This is a genomic window from ANME-2 cluster archaeon, from assembly GCA_014237145.1.
Classification (GTDB): Archaea; Halobacteriota; Methanosarcinia; order Methanosarcinales; family Methanocomedenaceae; genus Methanocomedens_A.
The window spans coordinates 1-22252 of record JAAXOC010000011.1 but is presented as its reverse complement, the minus strand read 5'-3'; the positions used below and the strand labels follow the sequence as shown (position 1 = coordinate 22252).

General features: G+C 43.2%; 24 protein-coding genes and 1 pseudogene. 14 read left to right on the top strand and 11 right to left on the bottom strand.

The features are described 5' to 3' along the window. The first annotated feature begins 25 nt into the window (after positions 1–25). Positions 26–250: an LSM domain-containing protein gene (locus HF974_02195; protein ID MBC2697151.1), complete on the top strand. Its 225-nt coding sequence runs from the start codon at positions 26–28 to the stop codon at positions 248–250. A gap of 47 nt (positions 251–297) precedes the next feature. Continuing rightward, positions 298–636: an Lrp/AsnC family transcriptional regulator gene (locus tag HF974_02190; protein MBC2697150.1), complete on the top strand. Its 339-nt coding sequence runs from the start codon at positions 298–300 to the stop codon at positions 634–636. On the opposite strand, the gene HF974_02185 is transcribed toward HF974_02190, so the two are convergent. Next, positions 617–1084 carry a TIGR00725 family protein gene (locus HF974_02185; GenBank protein ID MBC2697149.1) on the bottom strand — a complete coding sequence of 156 codons (468 nt, stop codon included), beginning with the start codon at positions 1082–1084 and terminating at the stop codon, positions 617–619. The genes HF974_02190 and HF974_02185 overlap by 20 nt on opposite strands. A gap of 600 nt (positions 1085–1684) precedes the next feature. On the opposite strand from HF974_02185, the gene HF974_02180 reads away from it, so the two are divergent. From HF974_02180 to HF974_02170, 3 genes are all read left to right on the top strand, one after another. Next, entirely contained in the window at positions 1685–2335 is a 651-nt protein-coding gene (locus HF974_02180; protein MBC2697148.1) for a hypothetical protein, read from the top strand. A gap of 189 nt (positions 2336–2524) precedes the next feature. Next, a complete protein-coding gene (locus HF974_02175) occupies positions 2525–3274 on the top strand; it encodes a hypothetical protein (protein MBC2697147.1) in 750 nt (249 codons plus the stop codon). Positions 3275–3279: 5 nt separating this feature from the next. Continuing rightward, entirely contained in the window at positions 3280–3798 is a 519-nt protein-coding gene (locus HF974_02170; GenBank protein MBC2697146.1) for a hypothetical protein, read from the top strand. Positions 3799–4033: 235 nt separating this feature from the next. Here the strand turns inward: HF974_02170 and cofE are convergent, their stop codons facing one another. Next, positions 4034–4795: a coenzyme F420-0:L-glutamate ligase gene (cofE, locus tag HF974_02165; GenBank protein MBC2697145.1), complete on the bottom strand. Its 762-nt coding sequence runs from the start codon at positions 4793–4795 to the stop codon at positions 4034–4036. Positions 4796–4806: 11 nt separating this feature from the next. Beyond that, complete coding sequence (thiC, locus tag HF974_02160) at positions 4807–6081, bottom strand: phosphomethylpyrimidine synthase ThiC (protein MBC2697144.1); 1275 nt, start codon at positions 6079–6081, stop codon at positions 4807–4809. A gap of 570 nt (positions 6082–6651) precedes the next feature. Here thiC and HF974_02155 point away from each other — a divergent pair. Continuing rightward, on the top strand, positions 6652–7107 hold the full coding sequence (locus tag HF974_02155; protein ID MBC2697143.1) for a hypothetical protein: 456 nt from the start codon (positions 6652–6654) through the stop codon (positions 7105–7107). Here HF974_02155 and HF974_02150 read toward each other — a convergent pair. Beyond that, the gene (locus tag HF974_02150; protein ID MBC2697142.1) at positions 7104–7241 is read right to left on the bottom strand and encodes a hypothetical protein; all 138 of its coding nucleotides are present in this window, start codon (positions 7239–7241) and stop codon (positions 7104–7106) included. The two genes, HF974_02155 and HF974_02150, sit on opposite strands and share 4 nt — an antisense overlap. Before the next feature lie 58 nt (positions 7242–7299). Here HF974_02150 and HF974_02145 point away from each other — a divergent pair, with 58 nt between their 5' ends. After that, positions 7300–7476, top strand: coding sequence for a hypothetical protein (locus HF974_02145; GenBank protein ID MBC2697141.1), 177 nt, complete (start codon positions 7300–7302; stop codon positions 7474–7476). A gap of 353 nt (positions 7477–7829) precedes the next feature. Here the strand turns inward: HF974_02145 and HF974_02140 are convergent, their stop codons facing one another. The 6 genes from HF974_02140 to HF974_02115 all read right to left on the bottom strand — a co-directional run bounded on the left by HF974_02140 (position 7830) and on the right by HF974_02115 (position 13519). Next, positions 7830–8699, bottom strand: coding sequence for a methylenetetrahydrofolate reductase (locus HF974_02140; protein MBC2697140.1), 870 nt, complete (start codon positions 8697–8699; stop codon positions 7830–7832). Between the two features lies 1 nt (position 8700). After that, positions 8701–9321, bottom strand: coding sequence for a hypothetical protein (locus HF974_02135; GenBank protein MBC2697139.1), 621 nt, complete (start codon positions 9319–9321; stop codon positions 8701–8703). A 14-nt stretch (positions 9322–9335) separates the two neighbouring features. After that, complete coding sequence (folP, locus tag HF974_02130; protein ID MBC2697138.1) at positions 9336–10559, bottom strand: dihydropteroate synthase; 1224 nt, start codon at positions 10557–10559, stop codon at positions 9336–9338. A 170-nt stretch (positions 10560–10729) separates the two neighbouring features. After that, entirely contained in the window at positions 10730–11587 is an 858-nt protein-coding gene (locus HF974_02125; protein ID MBC2697137.1) for a bifunctional methylenetetrahydrofolate dehydrogenase/methenyltetrahydrofolate cyclohydrolase, read from the bottom strand. A 24-nt stretch (positions 11588–11611) separates the two neighbouring features. Continuing rightward, the gene (locus HF974_02120) at positions 11612–12847 is read right to left on the bottom strand and encodes a serine hydroxymethyltransferase (protein MBC2697136.1); all 1236 of its coding nucleotides are present in this window, start codon (positions 12845–12847) and stop codon (positions 11612–11614) included. A gap of 51 nt (positions 12848–12898) precedes the next feature. Continuing rightward, positions 12899–13519 (bottom strand): phosphoribosylglycinamide formyltransferase, encoded by a 621-nt coding sequence (locus HF974_02115; protein MBC2697135.1) that lies wholly within the window; start codon positions 13517–13519, stop codon positions 12899–12901. 158 nt (positions 13520–13677) lie between these two features. Between HF974_02115 and HF974_02110 the strand changes: the two genes are divergently transcribed. Further along, entirely contained in the window at positions 13678–13908 is a 231-nt protein-coding gene (locus HF974_02110; GenBank protein ID MBC2697134.1) for a DUF1858 domain-containing protein, read from the top strand. Positions 13909–13987: 79 nt separating this feature from the next. Here the strand turns inward: HF974_02110 and HF974_02105 are convergent, their stop codons facing one another. Beyond that, positions 13988–14809, bottom strand: a complete 822-nt coding sequence (locus HF974_02105; protein ID MBC2697133.1) for a TIM barrel protein — start codon at positions 14807–14809, stop codon at positions 13988–13990. Between the two features lie 364 nt (positions 14810–15173). On the opposite strand from HF974_02105, the gene HF974_02100 reads away from it, so the two are divergent. The 6 genes and pseudogenes from HF974_02100 to HF974_02075 form a co-directional block, all read left to right on the top strand. Next, positions 15174–17993, top strand: coding sequence for a DEAD/DEAH box helicase (locus HF974_02100; protein ID MBC2697132.1), 2820 nt, complete (start codon positions 15174–15176; stop codon positions 17991–17993). A 375-nt stretch (positions 17994–18368) separates the two neighbouring features. Beyond that, positions 18369–18632, top strand: a complete 264-nt coding sequence (locus HF974_02095) for a DUF3303 family protein (GenBank protein ID MBC2697131.1) — start codon at positions 18369–18371, stop codon at positions 18630–18632. Positions 18633–19237: 605 nt separating this feature from the next. Further along, positions 19238–20566, top strand: coding sequence for a DeoR family transcriptional regulator (locus HF974_02090; protein MBC2697130.1), 1329 nt, complete (start codon positions 19238–19240; stop codon positions 20564–20566). 150 nt (positions 20567–20716) lie between these two features. Then, on the top strand, positions 20717–21139 hold the full coding sequence (locus HF974_02085; GenBank protein ID MBC2697129.1) for a hypothetical protein: 423 nt from the start codon (positions 20717–20719) through the stop codon (positions 21137–21139). Further along, positions 21123–21401, top strand: a pseudogene (locus HF974_02080) (hypothetical protein). The gene HF974_02085 and the pseudogene HF974_02080 overlap by 17 nt, the downstream one beginning before the upstream one ends. 207 nt (positions 21402–21608) lie before the next feature. Beyond that, the coding region (locus HF974_02075) for a hypothetical protein (GenBank protein MBC2697128.1) at positions 21609–22252 on the top strand (644 nt) is incomplete at its 3' end.

Here is a 22252-nt window from a genome sequence, read left to right as displayed (position 1 = left end):
TACAAAATAAAACGAGGATTTGATTTTGTTTCCAACTAAGAAAGTACAATCTTTAATAGGTCAGAAAATCCAGGTTGAAATGAAAGGGGGCAAGCACATCCTGGAAGGCACTTTAGAAAGCGCCGATGAATATCTAAATATGCACTTAACAAGTACGGTTGAGATCGTTAACGGTGAAAGATCTACTTCCCTGGGATCTGTGGTATTGCGGGGTAACAATATTATTATCATCAATCCGATTGAGAATTAGGGTTTTTGGTCAATGTTGAACATAAAAAGGTGGTGTGCTGTACTTTCATGTCAGAAGAAGAAATGATCGAACTGATAAAATCCAACAGGGAAGGCATCCTGCAGAGTGATGTCAGGAAAAGCCTTGGGATAGACAGCAAGAAGTGTTCAAGGCTTGTTAGTAAACTGATGAAAAAACACCTGATACGCAGGGAGCCTGAACTGGCCAAGGGCAGGAACACTTTCAGGTTGTATCCCCTAACATTTTCCGGTCCCGGTGAAAAACATACTAAACTTCTTGCTAAGGGTAAGTTCAGCCCCTGTACTGGTTGTAACCTGGATTGTGTCCCTGAAACCTGCTACCCGCTGAACGAGTGGATATATGCCGTTATTGAAGAAGAATCTTAAAGGCTGTATCCACGGCAAGCTCTGGGCTCTTTGCAGTCACTACACCTTCAATATCCCATCCGCCTGCAAGTGACACTACGGTTTTTCCCATTTTCAGGCCCAGGGCGATCTCGCACAGGGTACCGTATTGTCCTGCCACTGCTACCAGGATGTCTGATGAGCTGACTACGATGGCGTTCCTGGCATGGCCCATGTTTGTTACTATTACTATGTCCACGTAAGGGTTGGCATCTTCTTTGCGGGATGTGGGCACTATCCCAACTGTTGTCCCGCCCGCATCCTTTGAGCCCTGGCAGGCAGCTTCCATGACGCCGCCCAGGCCCCCGCATACCAGTACCGCACCCCGCCTGGCGATCTCCTGGCCGACTATGTATGCGGCTTGTGCTTCCTCCGGGGTGCATGTGCCTGCCCCGATGACGCCTACCTGGAATTTTCTTTCTTGTTTCATGATATGTTATATCCTGCGCTGGGGTGATGAAATTATCGTTCATTAGGGGGGGGAATTGTTTGATCTCTATCATAATTCAGGCGCAATTGAATTACTCAAATGGATAACAAAGTACTATCTCATATGGAACAGTGCCGCCCAAGTTTATGAAGAAATATAATAAAGAGATTGTCGGAAAAGTACCTAAAAAGCGCCTAAATTGAAACTTCCAGAAATATTGTTAAAACTAAATCACTATGCTGCGCCCGGTCAAGTTTAGACAGTAAAGCTAAAATATTCGAAAATTAGGCTTTTCCGACAATCTCAATAAAATCGATTTAAGACTATCTAGAAAAATTATATATATTAATACATAAATTACTAAATAAATATAATAATGAAACGAGGTATTAGAATGACATGGCTTTTATCACATAGATATTTTCGTTATGATAATCAAAATGAACTAAAAACCATAAATAAGTCACGTGCGCCAGCCCAACGTCCCTGCTGGAAGCAGGGAACATGACTATGATGATGCATGAAAATAAGGTATGAATTATGAATATAAAAAATATTGTTATAATTTTATTTATAATTTCGATTTCGTGTATAGGGTGTGTGGAGTATAATGAATCCAAGACCATTCAATCAACTCCACCCGAATCTTATGAAGCACCAACAAGTACACCAACAGCAAGACCCACTTTAACCGAAACACAGACAAAAATTATAACAATTGAAGAAATTTTAGATGATTATCGTCAAAACCATGTCTACATGAGCGATAACATATTTGACTGTGATAACATGGCACAAGATGTTTGGAACATCTTCAAAGCAAAAGGAATTAATTCAAAACTTGTACTTGGAAACGTAGACCATTTTGGACCATTGACACTGGATGATTGTAATCACGTATGGTTATTGGTAGAAGTTTTACCAAATGAATGGTTAGCCGTTGAAACAACAGGTGGTTTTGTTGTTTATAAAGAAGATAATGACAAATATTATGAAGGATATTATTTTAGTAATCCTAAAAATTACAGAGAATTTGTAGATTTATATGAAGATTATACTTATCAATATGCTGATTATAAAAATGAATGGGAATACTATAATCAATTGGTTAAGATATATAACAACGCCAATTACTATGAACAAATTCAATTAAAAGGTGCATTGGATGTTACTAAAAATAATCTTGAAATAAAGGAAAGACGATTTTCAGAAACATTAATAAAAATTGAAACTATTTTAGAATATGGGTAAATATAGTGTTTAGATGTTATTCTCAATGATGCATAGGTGCTAGCTCTGAGCCCCAACCGCGCCACCCCCGAATAGAATTCGTGGGCATCCTTTGCGGTTGGACTTACTTTTTATTTCGTGCATCCTTTACGTGGGAATCGGGTTTTTAATTAGTAAAATATTTAAGGCACTCCCATTATAAATAAAAAGGTGATTCAAGCTGAACTGCATGGTAAATTATCCGAGATTAAAAATAGTGAGGATGTCTTAACCTCAAATATTTTCGGCTTACTAAAATATCTTCCAAATGATATTTTACTAAACATATTAGATCATGCTAAAACACTTTCTGGAAAAAAAATTGAATTTGACTTGAAGAGTTATATTCCTGAATTTATATTTTGGGAGAATATTAAGGGTTATGGTGAACCAGATTTAATAATCAAATTTCGTAATAAAGTGGGTCATGAATTGATTCTTTGTATAGAAATTAAATATTATAGCTCTAAAAGTGGTGATGGGGATAATGATCAACTAAAAAGGTACTTTGAAGCTTTATCTATCTCATCAAAAGAAAAATCTAGCTTTTTAGGTGTTGTATATTTAACTAAATACCCTTCAAGGAAAGAATTGGAAGATTCATTATATTATATAAAGCAGAAAGAACTTGACGACTCTGAAGAAAAATTATTTCAATTAAGATGGTTTGAAATAACGAAATCTCTTGAAAATTACAATGGGGTTCTGAACAGACATGAGGATTTGATAGTTAAAGATTTAATTGAATATTTGAAATATAAAAATTTTGTTGAATTTACTAATTTTACTTTTCAATCAAAAGATTTTAATTTTTCTCCAGACCACTTTTATTTTATTGATTATAAGGAGTTCAAGGGCTTCTCGTTTTTAAAGCAGGATTTTAATATTGGAGTAAATGAAACAATCATATATGGGAGTTAATATAAATGAGTGATAAAGAAAATAATCTTATAAATGCTTTCCAATACATTAAGACGTTTTATCGGGAAGTAGCACAGATGTTAGAAGATATTCAAGAATTGATGGATAAAGAAGATTGGATATTTATGGGCAGTGCATTGACAGATGGCTTAAGTAAATCACTTGATAGTCCTGATTATTGGTTAACATATTATCTATATCGGAATTTCACAAATGATGAGGAGGATAATTACAAGAAAGGAATCTTAGTTTTCTTTGATGTGGAAAACAATGAGTTTCCTATAAGCTTTGTATATGGTAATGTAAATATTTCTGACCAGCCGTATGATAGATGGGATCTATATAGACTTTGGGAGGGCAATACAGATAAATTAAAATCCCTGACTGGCGAAATAATCCCCGTAAAAACAGAATATAAAGGTAAAATAATTGATGGAAAATTGATTGCTATTCCTTTAACAATGATTAGTACGAAAGAATGTCTTAAAGAGAAAGTTGTTGATAAATTATTGAATTTAGAATAAAATACTTGCGTTCCCATTTAGATTGGGGAGCATAAATCTCCCACCCTGCAGTCACCAGTATACCCCGGACAAGATGTAACGTGGCCTGTATAGCGATTTTCAAGATTATTGAAGCTGTCCAACAATTTAAAATCGGACGAAAAGAAAGTGTAAATAAGGGTTTAAATTCAAAAAGAAGAGATAATTTTGAGGTTAAACACAATTGTGGAGCTGCTCCCATACTATATAAAAATCATTAATGTGCAATATTGCTGTAATACATACACTCATCCTTTGAAAAAATAGGTATCTCGCAATTTCCGTCCTCAATACCATCCAGTCCCCTCACAACCACTGCAGGGATCCCCTCACCAGCCTCACCCATGATAAGCTGCGCCGCAGATACCAGGTTGTCAGCCGTGGCCTTGCTGGTAATAGTAAGTTCCTTCCCGAACAGGTCCTTTGACCCCCGTGCATCCTCCACAGGACGCAGGCCCGAACAACCCAGTGCTATCCCCACACACCCGAGCCGCATAGGCTGCGTACGGCTGTCACCAACAACGACACCCAGGCGGCAGCTAAAGGCTGCTTCAAGCTGTTTTTTGATACGCTTGGCACTTGATGCCGGGTCCTCAGGCAGTAGCACCACACAGTCAGGCGGTGCGTTTGAACCATCTATTCCGGCATTAGGCGACAGGTTACCCTTGGTAATGGTAAGTACTGCGCCAGGTACGCCTCCGATGACCTCATCGCACTCCCCAAGTATCAACTCCATCTCCCTGGGGTCAACAGCATACTTTAATCCCAGTTCACTGGCTTTTTTCCCTACCTCAACATCATTCAGGTCAACCAGCCTGCCTTCGGCAGTGGCCACAGCCGATTCGGCCAGCACCACAATATCGTCGTCCATGATGGTCATACCGCTTTCCCTGATAGAGCTTATGAGCACGCTGCCCATATCATCACCCGGCCCGATCAGCGGCGTCTTTATTCCGAATAATTCAAGTTTATCTGGCATGACAATCCATTTTAGTTACTATTATTCCTATTATTCCTATTATTCCCATCAAGAAAATCATGCATAATTGTAAGGGCGCAGAAATCCCCGCACATAGTACACGGTCCCTTTTCAGGACACATGCCTGATGCCTTTTCAGGCTCGATCGCATACTGCATCTGTCCGTCCCAGTCCATGACCGCCCTATGTTTTGCCAGTTCCCTGTCCTGTAGTCTGGCATCGAACTTGATGGAATCACCAATATGTGCGGCAATGCGAAATGCCACCAACCCTTCCTTCACATCATCCACCGTAGGCAGCCTCAGATGTTCAGAGGGTGTGATATAGCACAGGTAATCCGCACCCGCACCCGCAGCCATGGATGCACCCACTGCCCCTGCAATGTGGTCATAGCCAACAGCTACATCAGTAGGCAGCGGTCCGGCCACGAACAACGGGAAATCCCCTGCATCTTTGTGGTATCTGACGTATCCGGCCACCTCTGATGCACGCACATGCCCACCCATACCTTCCACAATTACCTGGACCCCGGCCTGGTTTGCCTGCCTGGCCAGTCTCATGTTTGTCATCATCTCCTGTTGCTGTGGAGAATCGGGTGTATCATTGATGCAGCCGCTGCGCATGGTATTGCCCAGGGATAGTATCACATCATTCTCCTTTAAAGTTTCCAGGATATGATCAAAATTATCTATGAAAGGATTGTCGCATTCATTGGTAAGCATGTATATGCTGGTAAAAGAGCCGCCCTTCGATACCATGCCCATAATGCGGGGATGACCTTTTAATTTCTCAATACAGTTACGCTCAATACAGTGCAGGACCATAGAGCTGACACCTTCATCGACATGCTGCTGGATATTATTTAGCAGGTGGTCTTCAGTCATAGAGTAGATACCCTGCCGGGCCACTGACTGGTATATGGGTACTGTGGTTATAGGCAGGGTGGTATGCCTGTAGATGGAACGCCTGATTGCGGGTATGTTCCCGCCCATTGACAGGTCGGTCAGGGTATCAGCTTTGTATCTTTCTGCCACCATGGCCTTTTCAAGTTCTTCTTTCGGGTCGATCATTGCACTGGAATTTCCGATGTTCACATTTACCTTGGTGGTGGCCCCCTTGCCTATTGCTACTGAGACCAGGCCCCGGGTCATTATTACCAGACTGCCTTCTGCCAGCCGACCCCGGATCACTTTAGGGTCAATACCTTCACAGGACGACACATCTTTCATCTGTCTGGTAATAACGCCATTTTTTGCCAGTTCTACTTGTGTTTTGCCTTTTTCCATTAGTCTCACTTACAATTGTCTCATTTAGGGCTTACTTGAAAATAAATTAGATAAAACGACAGGTTATTAGTTATATTTGAATAAAGAAAGTTCAGATAGTCATTTTGTTAATTTAACTTTTCATTTTAGATAGGTTTTTTCATAATTTTATTAATTTTAGACCCTTTTAAGTTTTCGGACTCTACTACTCTCTTATACTTATTAGTTTCATTATAACAATCCCACACTCAATAATGACGGTGTTTAACTTGGAGGATGGTGGGGGTATGAGTGGATGAGTGTTAAGGGATTAACTGTATTAAAGGGAACAAAAATAATTTCATGTTTTACACGTTCTCTGATCCTACTATTAAACAGGATTCAAAGCGACAAATCGTTTAATTTAATTATAGGAAGACCTCGCACTATTAGTACGGGGATAGTTATTGTGCATCGATATTATTATTGAAATTTAACGTAATTTATTCTTTTATATGATGAGGTACGTTTAAAAGTATTTATCAAAAATAATATCCAGAAGAATATATATCATATATATTCAATAATCTCAACAGAAAAAATTATCTGATCATGTCAATTAACTTGCTTCTATTAAAAAATCTGCTTGATATTAATGAGCAGATTAAAATACGTTCATTAAAAGATCCCCTAATTGAATATACAGGCAGTAAAGAGTATCCTATTAAAGTGCTTCATCTTGAGAAGCTTATTGAATATGCACCAAAAAAAAGAACTGTCATCGAAATATCAGCTTATTATTTAAAAAATATAATTATATTACAAGCGTTCCCAGATGCAAATCATAGAACTGCAATAACAGCTACTGAAAGATTCTTAGAAAAGAACGGATACAATTTCGATTATGAAGCAGTCGAAGCTTATAATTTCCGAAAAGAGCTTTATAATAAAAGATTACATTCATACGGAACTTATGAAGAAAGACCTATAAGTGTTCTAAAAGAAGGCGATAACGAAGTATTTTCACTATGTTTAGAATTTATTAAAGCGCATATCAAAATGAACTAGCTCAACTCTACCAACACTTCATATCTTTTATCAAGGATACGATTTATAGCTTTGAGTTCTGAATCTATCTCAGTGACCTCAGATTTTACCACTATAGGTTTAGAGTGTTTCTTTGGAGTGCGCTGTTTTTTCATAATTAATCTAAAATTGATTTGCATCTTATATATAATAACTGATGTCATTTTTCGTAGGATGGCGCGGCTCATAAGGGAATCTGAGAGACAAAACTACAAGGCGCTTTACATCTTTACATTTTCAAGAGGGAAACCGGCTGCCAATCGAGATATTTTAGATATGTGCAGGCTTGATGCCTCGCAATTCCATTCCGGGGTCGTTGACTGGCGTGCCTTGAAGCATAAAAGAGAATGACAAACAACCAGGACATTGGAGAAAAAAGAAGTATGTCAACACAAGGGTTAAAAATCCCGCCATACGGGTCTGCTCCCGGATGAAGAGAACGGGAAGTGCAGCATCGTGAGGTTCTGTTCGGAGTTCCCTAGTATCGGCAACCACAGCCCTTAGCGCAAGCGAACGCGAGGGTGAGGCCGTAAGGCCTCTTCTTTACTCTAGCAACCAATTGCAGAAACAACAGCAGATTCCCGCTCTTTTGGCTTCAGGAGGCACAGAAGTGTACCGTTCTAAGATGAGGAAGAGCGAGTAATCGCTCTTCCTTATTCAGTGTCCTTAGCGGTGCAGTATTCCATTTTCTTAAAAACAGAAGTTCAATCCAGGCCGCACATTTCAAGCAGCCGCCTGGTGTTACCATGTCCGCCGATCGGCATGATATGTATCCCCTGGCAATTGGTCCTGATATCAGCTATAGTCTTTGCCGCGATTCGAATTCCTTCTAATGCAGGATCTTCCGCTGCTTCCATTCTACTGATTGCTTCATCTGGTATATTTACACCTGGTATCATCTCGTTCATGAACCTGGCACTTTGTACGGACCGTAAAGGTATGATACCGGCAATTACCGGTATTCCTGTATGTCTGGCAGCATCTGCGAACTCATTGAACACCGACGCATCGAATACTGCCTGGGTCTGGATGAACCTTACTTTGGCCGATACCTTCTTGTTAAGCTTGAGCAATTGCGGCCCAAGCGGCCTGGCACCCGGATTTGCCACTGCACCGGTATACAGGGATGTGGGACTGTCAATGGGCTTGTCCTGGAAATCGAACCCTTTGTTCATTTTTTCAATAAGCTGTAACAACTGCACAGAATCCAGGTCAAACACAGGTTTTGTTGAAGGCTGGTCACCCATGGTCGGGTAATCACCTGACATGGCCAGTATATTGTGTACCCCAAGCGCATGGGCCGCCAGCAGGTCGGACTGGAGTGCCAGCCTGTTACGGTCCCGGCACGTCATGTGCATTATGGTCTCAAAACCCAGCTCCCCAAGTTTGTGGCAGAGCACTATTGGTGACATGCGCATCATTGATCGCTGGTTATCTGTGACATTCACGGCATCCACCAGTCCCTGCAGTAGTCCGGCCCCGGCCAGGGCACCTGAAATGTCAGTACCTTTGGGCGGACTTACCTCGGCAGTAACTATGAATTTCCCTGATTCCAGTACATCAGCAAATCCCATCTTACAGCCTCCTGTCATGGTTCACGGGCGGTCTTATGCCATCCATTAACTGCAGCAGATCCCTGCTTTCCAGTATCTCGTATATCTTCGCCCAGATGCATTCACGCTCCCCTACCTCGCAGTCTCCATCAATAGAGCCGCCGCAGGGTCCGTTCACCTGGGATTTCGGGCAGCCCGATTTGGGGCACAATCCGGCATATAACCCCACATTACAATCCCCACACATAGCGCAAAAATTCTCTAAAGTCTCATCCTTTAATGAACTTCCAAGGGATGTAGTATCCAGTCCGGAGAGTACGGGTTTGCCAGAGATACGCCCCAGTAGTGATACACCTGCACCGCAGCTCATTACCACCAGTATGCCAGCCTTATCCAATGCCGGATTTTCCTCGACAAAGCTGTCCCAGGACTTGGTGCTGCAAGCATGTTTTACAATTTTGCCGTCCAGCACATCCAGGCCGCTGCGTTGCAATTGTGCTGCCATCATGCTGACCTGCGCTTCACCCCCGGTCTGTATCTTGCGGGCGCATATACCGCAGCCAACCACGCAGATACTTAGATCAGGAAACATCTCCACCATACTGAGTATTTCTTCAATGGGTTTTGGTCGTGTTATAATCATATTATTTACCCCATTTATCCGTACCTATAAATGATGTCCTTGAACCGCTGCAGGGCGGTTTGGACCAGTCCGGCTATCACAGGCAGGTCCCTGGCCTGGCATTCCAATTTTGCAGATAAGAGTTTCAACTGAAGTTCAGTCCCCATAAGGATAAGGTCAACACTATCTGTTTCATGTGATACGGCATCTCTTGGCAGGGCAGCATCGCACCCACGGGAGAGGGCTTCCTGCTTGATTATCAGGGCTTCCGTAGTAGTGACATTGTTAATTTTAAGCACCCTGTACACAGTCTTATCCTTCATCACTCTGCCGCCTGTACCTGTGGTGCCGATCCTGTTAAAATATCCTGGTGCATCCGTTGCACTGATAATATCCAGTACTTCAATGGAGTGATCTGGTTTTCCGGCTGTGATATTGCGTCCCTTTATAGCCTCTGCCACCCGGATGGCATCAACAGTACCTGCCACATCATGGGTCCTGATAATATGTGCACCCTTATATACAGTAATAGCAGTGGCTGCAATGGAACCCATAAGTCTATCAGCGGGCGGCTTATCCAGCACCTCGCCTATGAACGACTTTCTTGAGATGGCTGCCAGCACAGGTTTGCCAAATACCTTCAGGCGTTCCATCTGGTCAATTGTCTCGAAATCATACATCGGTACTTTTTCCGGCACCCATTTCCCTAAAGCCGGGTCGATGATGATCTGCTCAGGTGCTATACCTGCATTTTCAGCTTTTTTGATTATCTTATCCAGTGAGTGCATCACAGCATCCATACCTATCACGTCACCGGGCACTCTCTCTGAAGCCATGACCACAACAGGACAGCCATATTCATGGACAACCTCTGCCATACCAGGATCGGCGGTCAGGCCGCTCACATCATTAATAATACGTGCTCCCATCTCAAGTGCATCGCGGGCCAGGTCAGCGTACTGGGTATCCACTGAAATGGGCACGTCCACGTTACCAGTGAGCTGTTCCAGTGCCGGGATAAGCCGTTTGCGTTCCTCTTCTTTTGTGATCTTATCAGCCAGGGGCCAGGTGGAGCGCGCACCCACATCAATGAAGTCGGCACCTTCTGCCACCATCTGCTCTGCTGCCGGAACCACATTTCCTGGTTCGGTCACTGATCCTTTGTAAAAGGATTCACGACTCAGGTTTATTGCGCCCATGATGCGCACCGGATGTGCATCTCCCACTGCAATACCAGCAATTTCGGTGTCAACTACCATACAACTACCTTGATTATTATACTAAAGCGTGTCTGTTTTTTGTAACTTTCTGCCACAGAGAACACAGAGGCTCACAGAGATGCCCTTTCCACAGCCTTAAATCCTCCCTCTGTGTTCTCTGTGGCTGTCATCTATAGTTCCAAATTATTCATGCGGAGTAGTATATTTACTTATCCTGATATCCGGTGGGCAGATTCCAGTGTATGTTGCAGCAGGATAGAAATTGTCATGGGACCCACACCACCAGGGACCGGAGTGATCAGTGATACCTCTGGCAGCACAGCCTCGAAATCCACATCTCCCACTACTTTGCCGTCCTTCTGGCTTATACCCACATCAAACACTACTGCCCCCTTTTTCACCATATCAGCCTTGATAAGATGGGCTACCCCGGTGGCAGAGACCAGGATATCTGCCTGCGTAGTGTACCTTTTCAGGTCATCGGTATACACGTGGCAGACCGATACCGTGGCATTGCGATTTAATAGCATGGCTGCCATAGGTTTTCCTACAACATTACTATGCCCGACAATGACCGCATTTTTGCCTTCCACTTCAACCCCGTATTCTTCCATGGCACGGATGATACCTTTTGGGGTGCATGGGACCAAGCCTTCGTTGCCTATAAGCAACTGTCCCATGTTCACCGGATTGAAACCATCTGCATCCTTTTCAGGTGCAATAGCCTCCATGGCTGCCTGTGCATCCAGGTGGGGCGGCAGTGGGAGCTGGACCAGTATGGCATGGATATCATCCCTATTATTCAGGGAGTGTATCAATGCTGTCAATTCTTCCTGGCCGGCATCGGCGGGCAGGGTATGGTCTTCTGCATGTACACCCGCCCTTTCACATGCCTTATGCTTTAACCTCACATACATTTTTGAGCCCTCATCGTCGCCCACCAGTATGGTGGCCAGGCACGGAGTGATGCCTTTTGAGCTTTTTAGTTCTGCTACTCTTAAAGCAACCTCCTGCTCTATTTTCTTTGCCAGGACACGTCCGTCTATTAGCTTATTACCGGATTCCATTCTTACCTCATACCACCATATACCTCATGTATAGATGGGAAATTGCCTGCACAACTTCTTCATATTCTGCTTTACTGTAGTGAATGTGTTCTCATCATCTATATGTTTCAACACTTTATCGATGTTCTCTGAAATGATCTGTATCTGGGGTTCCTTCATTCCCCTTGTGGTGATTGCAGGCGTACCCAGCCTGATACCACTGGTTATAAATGGACTGCGGGTCTCAAAGGGTATGGTATTCTTATTAGCTATGATACCGGCCTTGCTAAGGGCTGCTTCTGCTTCCTTGCCTGTAATACCAGGTTTGGTCAGGTCAACCAGCATTAAATGGGTATCTGTACCGTTGGAGACAATATCGTGTCCCATTTTCATCAGGTCTGCAGCCATTTTTTTTGCATTTGCCACTATCTGCACCTGATAGTCCCTGAACTCCCGGGTCTGGGCCTCTTTAAATGCCACAGCCTTGGCCGCAATTATGTGCATGAGCGGGCCGCCCTGGATTCCGGGAAATACGCTCCTGTTAATGTCCTTTCCATATTCTTCTTTGCACATTATCATGCCGCCCCTGGGACCGCGCAGGGTCTTATGTGTGGTCGTGGTCACGAAATCAGCATGTGGGATGGGGCTCTGGTGTACGCCTGCCACTATCAGGCCTGCAATATGAGCAATGTCTGCCAGCAGGTAGGCACCCACCTCATCTGCTATATCCTTAAATGCAGTAAAGTCCAGTTCCCTGGGATATGCGCTGGCACCTGCCACTATCATCTTCGGTTTGTGTTCCTTTGCCATTTGCATCAGTTCATCGTAATTAATTGTCATGGTCTCCCGGCTCACACCATAGGGCACTATATTATACAGCTTGCCGCAAAAGTTCACAGGACTACCGTGGGACAGGTGACCGCCGTGGGACAGGTCCATACTCAGGATGGTGTCGCCGGGATTTAACACTGCAAAATACACAGCCATATTGGCACCGGAACCCGAATGGGGCTGGACGTTCACATGCTCGGCACCGAACAGGTCCGCTGCCCGTTCTATTGCCAGGTCTTCTGCCACGTCCACGAACTCGCATCCGCCGTAGTACCGCTTACCAGAATAGCCTTCAGCATATTTATTTGTCATTATACTACCCTGGGCTTCCATAACTGCCCGGCTTGTATAATTCTCTGATGCTATCAGGTTGAGCTTGTATTCCTGCCGCTCGGATTCATTTTTCATAGCTTCTGCAATCGTAGGATCCACTTCTGAAATATATGACATGTTATGTTATTCTCCTGACTGGGATTATTGTGATGTGTGTTATGATTAAATTTATTCAACGATCCTGACCATATGTCCTTCAATAGTAAGCTTTCCACTGGCAAATAATCTTACTGCTTCTGGGAATATCTTATGTTCCTGTTCCAGTATCCTGGACGCAAGTATATCTTGGGTGTCATCTTCAAGTACAAGGACACATTTTTGTATGATGATAGGGCCTGTGTCCACACCTTCATCAACGAAATGGACTGTGCAGCCGCTCACTTTCACCCCGTGCTCAAATGCTTGCTGCTGGGCGTGTAGTCCAGGGAAGGAAGGCAGCAGTGCAGGATGGATATTGATCATCCTGCCATTGAATGGATCCAATAAGGTAGGGCCTACTACGCGCATATAACCTGCAAGCAGGACCAGCCCGATGTTATATTCTTTAAGGAAATGCAGTATCTTACTTTCGAATCCTTCCTTATCAGGATAACTGGCCGGGTCTACAAAAATAGAATCGATACCATGGTTTTTCGCCCGCTCCATTGCATAGGCATCTTTTATATCACTGATGACCAAAGAAACAGATGCGTTGGGTATAGTACCATTTTCAATATTATCAATGATGGCCTGTAGATTTGAACCTCTGCCAGATACCAGGACTGCTATGTTGATATGGGTGTTGTTCATACACTTAACTTCCTATTGTGAATGCAATATAAAGGCTTTTATTTTTGGGCATCTGGATAGATAACAGGAGAATCCTTAAGATTTTCTGAAAATCAGGTGTTTTTCAATCAATTTTATGTAACATTGAGGAATATCAGATAAAAAAGGTGTAAATAACAATGTCAGATAATAATACTATCACAGGCGATATGAATATCCAGGATATCGTATCAAAATATCCACAGACCCTGAGTGTTTTTTTCCAGTACGGGCTTGGTTGTATAGGTTGTCATGCATCTTCATATGAGAGTCTGGCCGAAGGTGTCATGATGCACGGCATAGACCTGGATGCAATACTTAAGGACCTCAATGAGCTTATAGCAAAGATTGATGCAGAAAAGGAACAATAAGCTGAAATAAAGGTAACTCTGGTGAAGATACAGGCTTAGAGTTTAGTCTTTCAGGTATAGCAATTACTACCTGTATGTTCTACAATTCCCTGTACACTTTCTGCAGCAGTAGCGCATCCTCCTCCAGGTTGGGGCTCTCACAGATCACAGTACCCTTAATGTCATATTCCTTCCAGGCCCTGACCAGTCCGTGATAGTCCATATCCGACTCCTCCAGCACAAGGTGTTTCTTCTCCCCTTTGGGTCCGTATTCAATACCTGATACATGGATATGCATATTATCAAGGCCTTCCCGGCCCAGGTAACCCTCCACCATATTAAGTATCTGGCAGAACTCCTCGTGCGAGTTCAGTGCCCCCCCTCTTGCATGCATGTGCGAGAAATCCAGGCATGGCATCACACCTTCCAGTTCGGCACTCATCTCAAGTAGCTCTGTCAGTGTACCAAACTGGGAGCCTTTCCCCGTGGTCTCAGGACGCAACAGTATGTCAATTCCCTCATCTTCCAGCTGGGCAGCCATTTCAAGCAGGTGTGTCTTCACTATACCATAAACCGTGTCAGAAGAGTCATCATGATAAAATGCCGGATGGAACACTACACCCCTGGCTCCGAATATATTACCTATGCGGGCTGAGTCCAGGATACGTTTCCGGCTGGCATCAACCTTCTCAGTTTCCCTGGAATTGAGGTTGATGTAATACGGTGCATGGACGCTTAGTGCCACATCCATTTCAATGGCGGCCTGCCCCACCTTTCCGGCGGTTTCAACTCCCATCTTCACTCCCCTGACAAACTCAACTTCCATGCAGTCCAGACCAATCTCCCTTACCCGTTTCACTCCAGACCGTGTATCCCTCTTTGAGGCACTTATGGGTGTGCCGGCCGTCCCGAATCGTAACATGACCTTATCTTTAAGGGCTGACTATATATGATTGTTTTTCACTGCACGATCCAATGGGCAGAATACGGATATATTAACATGATGATGATGATAATGCCAATGAGAAATCTTTATATAGTATAATGTATATGTTAGTAATTGGACAGCACTTATCTTCCTATTCCCACACAAACATAACTCAAAAGTCTGTCCACCTTTTTTTTCATACATTTAAAATATGACTTTGTATACTCAAGTTAATCCGGGTAAAAGCGAGGATTTGCTTGCCAGAAAACTTGATGACCTGATGAAAGAGGGTTAAACATCGATCAGTAAGCAGAAAGTTTAATGTCGATGCAGAAACGAAACAGTTATTTCCGCAATTATGCCAGATATTTTCAACAAACTTCACCCTCGCCTCCAAGTTGTCGTTTCATCAATGGGGTTCGCCCGGCCAACCGAACCACAGGTACGCACTATACCAAAACTTCTAAAGGGTGATAACCTGCTGCTTATTGCACCTACAGGTAGCGGCAAGACCGAGAGTGCCATACTTCCTGTGTTCCACCACATCCTCAACAGGAATGAAGAGGAACGTAAAGGAATATCGGCACTATACATAACACCGCTTCGGGCACTGAACCGGGATATGCTGGCCAGGCTTGCGGTAATGGGTGCCCAGCTTGATATAGATGTCCAGGTGCGGCATGGGGATACTTCCAAATACCAGCGGCAGAAGCAGAGCAAACACCCCCCCGATGTACTTATCACCACGCCCGAAACCCTGCAGATCATGCTAACAGGCAGCCGGTTACGCAAGAACCTGGGATCGGTACGGTATGTTGTAGTGGATGAAGTACACGAACTGGCAGCCAGCAAGCGGGGTGCCCAGCTATCCATCGCACTTGAACGGCTGGTTGAAGTGTCAGGTGAGTTCCAGAGGATAGGGCTGTCTGCAACAGTGGGCAGTCCCGTGACAGTAGCCCGCTTCCTGGCAGGTTCGAACCGGGAGGTAGGTATAGTGGAGGTCTCCATCTACAAGGACCTGGAATTCAATGTTGTGACCCCACAGGTCACAGCTGCTGACCGGACAAGTGCACGCAGCCTGATGTGTACACCTGAAATGGCATCGCACCTGAGAGTGATAGGGGACATCGTGGAATCACATATTTCCACCCTAATTTTCGTAAATACCAGGGAAGCTGCCGAAGCCCTGGGTTCCAGGTTCAGGATGCTGGAAAGGTCAATTGGTGTGCATCATGGCTCCCTGTCCAAGGAAACCAGGATCGAGATGGAGGATATGTTCAAGTCCGGCGACCTGAAGGGACTTATTTGCACCAGTTCAATGGAGCTTGGTATAGATATCGGGGACGTGGACCATGTGGTCCAGTACATGTCACCCAGGGAAGTGTCCAGGCTTATCCAGAGGGTGGGCAGGGCAGGACACCGCATACATGAGACCTCAAAAGGGACCATTGTTACCACGTTTCCAGACGATGTGGTCGAGTCATGGGCCATCATTCACAGGGCGCACTCAGGAATGATTGAGGAGACGCTTATCCACGAGGGTTCGACCGATACGCTGGCAAACCAGATAGCAGGTATGGTATTGGACTTCGGGGAACTGGACAGTGAGCGTATACACGACATTGTGACAAGGGCATATCCTTACCATCATATCACCCTGGAACAGGTAGATGCGGTTTTACAGCAGGTGGGGGACAACCGGCTGGTGTGGCATGAAGAAGACGGTCGTGTAGGGCGGAGGCGAAAAAGCTGGCAGTACTATTATGCCAACCTCTCCATGATACCTGATGAAAAGAAATATGATGTACTGGATATTGTCAGCGGCAGGCCTGTGGGTGCACTGGATGAGATATTTATTGTCAATTTCATAAAACCCGGTGCGGTGTTCATTGCCAGGGGTGAAATGTGGCGGGTGATGGAGATTTTGCATGAGAGACAGCGCATCAAGGTGGAGCCGGTACGCGACCCTGGCGGTGAGATACCTTCATGGGTGGGCGAGGAGATCCCTGTGCCCTTTGGAGTGGCTGATGAGGTTTGCAGTATCAGGGCGAAAATAGGCAGTAAGATAGGGGCGGGACTGACCGATGATGAGATCGCCAGGAACCTGATGGAACAGTTCCCTGCCGACAGGGCCACAACTATGAGTGTGGTGGATATCATGCGCAAACAGATGGATGAAGGGTTTGCAATGCCTACGCAGGATACAATTACAGTGGAAGATGCAAAAGGGTCTGTAATAATCAATATCTGCGGGGGTCATAAGGTCAATAATACTATTGGCGGAGTACTTAGTGCCCTGCTTTCTGCCAGGCTGGGCACCAGTGTTGCAATGGAGATAGACCCTTACAGGATCAAACTTGACCTGCCCCAAAGGATAGGGGCAGCAGATGTAGTCAGGCTTATAATGGACCTGGACCCTGCTCACGTAGAACCTATTATCGAGATGTCTTTAAAGCACACTACTTTTTTCAAGTGGAAGATGATACAGGTAGCCAAAAAGTTCGGTGCCATAAACACGGATGCCGATTATGAGCGGATAAGCCTGCAGAGGTTACTTGATGTATACGAAGGTACGCCTATGTATGACGAGGCTGTGAGGGAGATATTCCAGGACAAGCTGGACATTGGAAGGACTGTTGATATAATCGGGCGAATTGCTGCAGGTGAGGTCATACTGGCGGCAGGTAAGGTAAGTCCCATTGGCATGTCCGGTTTTACGGGCGGCAGGGACCTTGTGTCCCCAGCAAGGGCGGATGCTTCTATCATCGAGGCACTGAAGCAGAGGATAATGAACGACAGGGTGATCCTGTTCTGTGTAACCTGTAAGAAGTGGGTGTCAAGAACCAGGGTATCCCGTGTGCAGGAAATACCGAAATGCCCTTTGTGTGAGAGCAGGATGATCGCTGCCTTGAAACCCTGGGAGGAAGAGGAGATCAAGGTGGCGAAGATTAAGGAGAAGACTGCTGATGACCTGAAACGGACACGCCGGGTTTACAGGAACGCTAGTCTGGTACTGTCCCACGGCAGGACTGCGGTCATTGCCCTGGGGAGCAGGGGGCTGGGACCTGAGACTGCATCCAGGGTAATAAGGAAGATGCGAAAGGATGAGGATGGGTTCTACCGGGATATTCTGGAGGCTGAAAGGAATTATGTCAGGACAAAGAGGTTCTGGGATTAGTTTGTTCGTATGGTCACAAACTTTATTATTATTGAGTGTGTAATATATTATTGTATTAGCCGTATTATTCCATCAAAAACAAATTCGTAACACGTTTTTTTTATCCTCCTATACTTGAAAAATGTGTTTTCCACCAAAATCCAATACGGCTATTACAATTAATAACAAGGTGGCTATATTTTGGATATAGATGATGTTTTAGTTTGTGGAAGCTGTCCAAGTATTACATTCCATGATTAACTTATCGTGACGCTAAGGCAATAAACCAAATTAAGAACGGGATTTTCGAAGTAAATTTAATTTTCTTATACTGGAGTAGAATGATACCAACATTTTTATATCTCATTATTGTAGTTTAATATTGGAGGTGAAAGTATGCTGTATATACTATGGTTCGAGTGGGCTCCGGAGAATACGCCAAAAGTTATAGAAGTTTGGAAAAAATTCAAATATCCTGAAGAGGTAAAAGTGATAAACAGGTATCTCATGATAGGTAGGCATATCTCAGTGGCAATATTTGATGCCCCAAATGAGGAAGCAATTCTAAAGATAACACATCCATTCTGTGAATTTGGCATGCCCCATATAACTCCTGCATTACCACTTGAAGAAGCACTGGAAATGATGGAGAATATGTAAAAAAAATATTTTTTAATATTTTCATTATGTTGTTGTGGTAAATTTGCCACCTCAACATCTTTTTTTTTATTCGGGTGTAAAGCTGATGTAAACGCTAAATTTGTCTCCCCCGGTCACAAAAAAGAGCATTCGCAACCGACACTCCGAAGGTGTGGAGGCTTAGAAAATCCGCAGGATTTTCGCAACCATCCCAACGATAACCACCCCAGCGATTATATTTTGCTCAGGCTTCCACTGTGACTGGGACTGTCGCCAATCACCAAGGCCACCTTGCGTTCGCTTGCGCTTTGGGTTGTGGTTGCCGACACTAGGGAACTCCGCACAGCACCTCATGATGCCGCACTTCCCGTTCTCTTCATCCGGGAGCAGACCCGGAGGGGGGGATTTTAACCCGTAGTGGGACATGATTTTTTTTACCTCCAATGTCCTGTTTATTTATCTTTCTCTTTTATGCTTCAAGGCACGCCGTCACGACGCTGGACAGAATGTCGGGGGCATCTTGAGGGCGCATAAAATATTAAGATATGTTAATCCTAAACCTTTGTCGAAAAACTTTAATTACTATTAATTACTAATATTGTCAAAAATAGTAATTAATGGTTATTATGAAAATTCCAGAAAAACCTCCATCATCAGAAATTAAAGCAAACGAAATTGATGAAATTTATAAATATTTAAGCAACGAATCATTTAGACAATCATTTTTAGATATTTATAATAGATATTTATATTGGTCAGAATTAAAACATAAGAAAATTTCCCTACAGATCAGTCCTGAAATATTATGGAAAATCACCAAAACACAAAGAGACTCCCATCCTGAAATAATAAAATTAAGTGACCTCGAAGGATTTGAGTTTAAGTATAATTTAACTCCTTATATCAACCAAAAAATTCACGAATTTGATCTTAATTTAGTGGGAAATCTTGAAGGAAATATTATACCACAGGAAGATAAAAAACAATATTTAATTAATTCAATTATGGAAGAGGCAATTGCTTCAAGTCAAATAGAAGGAGCTGTTACTACCAGAGAACATGCCAAATCGATGTTGAGAAAGGGGGGAAAACCAAAAAACAGGTCTGAACAAATGATTCTCAACAATTATAATACAATTAAAAAAATAAAACCATTAACAAATAAAGAACTTACTTCTGAACTAATACTTGAAATTCATACTTCAATTACCAAAAACACTTTGGAAGATCCAAGTAACGAAGGTAAATATAGAGCTGCAAATGACATATCTGTAGTGGATTTAACAGGGAATGTTGTTTACCATCCCCCTGACTATAAAAAAATAGAACAATTAATTGACGATTTTTGTAATTTTGCAAATGAAAGTGATGAGACCAGATTTATTCATCCAATGATCAGAGCCATTATATTGCATTTTCTAATTGGGTATATCCATCCTTTTGTAGATGGAAATGGAAGAACAGCAAGAGCAATTTTTTATTGGTATTTGCTTTCAAGAGATTACTGGTTAATAGAGTATATGTCTATTTCAAGAATTATTATTAAATCACGCACACAATATGCAAAAGCATATTTATACACTGAACTCGATGAAAATGATTTAACTTATTTTATAAATTATCAGCTAAAAACAACAGACTTAGCCTTTCACAATCTTAAAAAGTATATAAATGAGAAAATTCAGGAAAAACGGGATCTATATGATTTCAGGATAATAAAAGACATAAATGATAGACAAATATATATTTTAAAATTTATTTTTGATGACCCTAAGTTTTCATTTACAATAAAAGAGATACAAAATAGGTTCAATACTGCTTATGAAACAGCTAGAAAAGATATTATTTATTTAGAAAAATTGGGGCTATTGGAAAAAACTACCTCTGGGAAAAAGAAATTAGTATATTATAGATCACAAAAATTTGATACTATTATCCAAAAATTAATGAAATAGATTTGGGCTTGTATAATTGAAGAATCAGGATGCGCCGGTTAGCCGATGTGGTAGAGTAAAGAAGAGGCCTTGCGGCGCCCCCTCCACATCAAACCGCTAGTACGGATTTTCCGTAAGCGGCTTTCGTTTGACATAGTCCCATTGCAGGAGATGGATTCATTATTTGTTAATGTATATCTCCACTATGCGCTGGACTTATGGTTTGAGACTGAGGTGATTCCACAGCTAACTGGTTATGCCCAGCTAGTTCGATATGCAGATGATTTCGTCGTCTGTTTCGAAAAAGAGGAAGAAGCCAGAGCATTTGGAATTGCGCTGAGGCAGCGAATGGGTGAATTCGGCCTTACGATCTCTGAAGAGAAGAGTAAGATCATCGAGTTCGGACGATGTACATGCCAAAGAGCAAGGAAATACGGCATAAAGTGTGAAACCTTTGATTCAATGGAAAAAACCTTAAAATTCCATCAGGAAATCTATAATAGCAATGGTATACTTATTGAAATACATCAAAAATATCCTGAAGACGCAGGGCACAGAAAAATTAGAGATGAAAGTTATGATAATCACTCGTAAAGATATAGCTGGATAAATCATCGCGTATTTGCAGCATCAGATTTCATTGACAGAACTGGTAGATTGGGCTGAATCAATGATGATGGAAGCCGATTACGAACCTCAGGATTATGAGACTCTTCGTGATATTGTCAGCAGGCTTGGTGTTGCAGATGTGAAGGCGTTTGGAATGACGTGGGAAGATTGTGAGCAGTTCTTATTCCGCCTTGGATACGAAGCCCATGTGATAGTTAAGGAAAGTACCTCAATGGCAGCTGCTTAGTGCGCAAAGACATTGTTACATTAAACTTGCATTCCGTGTGGCACAATATTACTTCAATTATATATTTCTACAGCCACCGCCTGCGCCTAACACGCTCCCCAAAACAAAGAATGTTAGAAAAAATCAAATAATAACCGTTAAGTAACTAATACAATATTTATTACCTATACTAAACTAACTTACAATCAAAATCAACACTTTATTTCTATGTTTATCAGGACCAATACAACTATGAAAGGCATAACCCTCAAAGACGACATAGGCTCACGCCTCTACCTCCTAACCAAAGTCACCGACAAACACCCCCTCACAGTCCATGATAAACCCATGATCCAGTATTACCCGGGTGCGGGTGTGGGCGAGCACTGTTTGCCTGTTGACCCTTATTACCTGGAGAAGAAGGCTGAGGAGCTGGGGTATCATTCGAAGGTTATTACAGCGGGCAGGGCTGTTAATGATTATATGCCGCTGCATGTGTTTGAGTTGCTGGTGGATGCGCTGAATGAATGCGAGAGGGCTGTGAAGAATCCGAAGGTTGTTGTGCTGGGATTTTCGTATAAGGAGAATGTGGGCGATGCGAGGGAGAGTCCTGTTGAGGTTTTTGTTGAGGAATTGGGGAAGAAGGGGGCTTGTGTGTGGATAGTTGATCCTTATATTGAGGATGGGTATCTGGACAGGTATGGGAAAGTGGAGAAGGATGTTTATAAGGCTCTTGAGGGTGCGGATGCACTGGTGATGATGACTGCACACAGGGAGTTTAGGGAGCGTGATCTGCGGAAGGTAAAGGAGAGAAGGCGCACGTCGAGAATGGTAGATGGGAGGCGAGTGTTTGATCGGGATGTGGTGAGGAG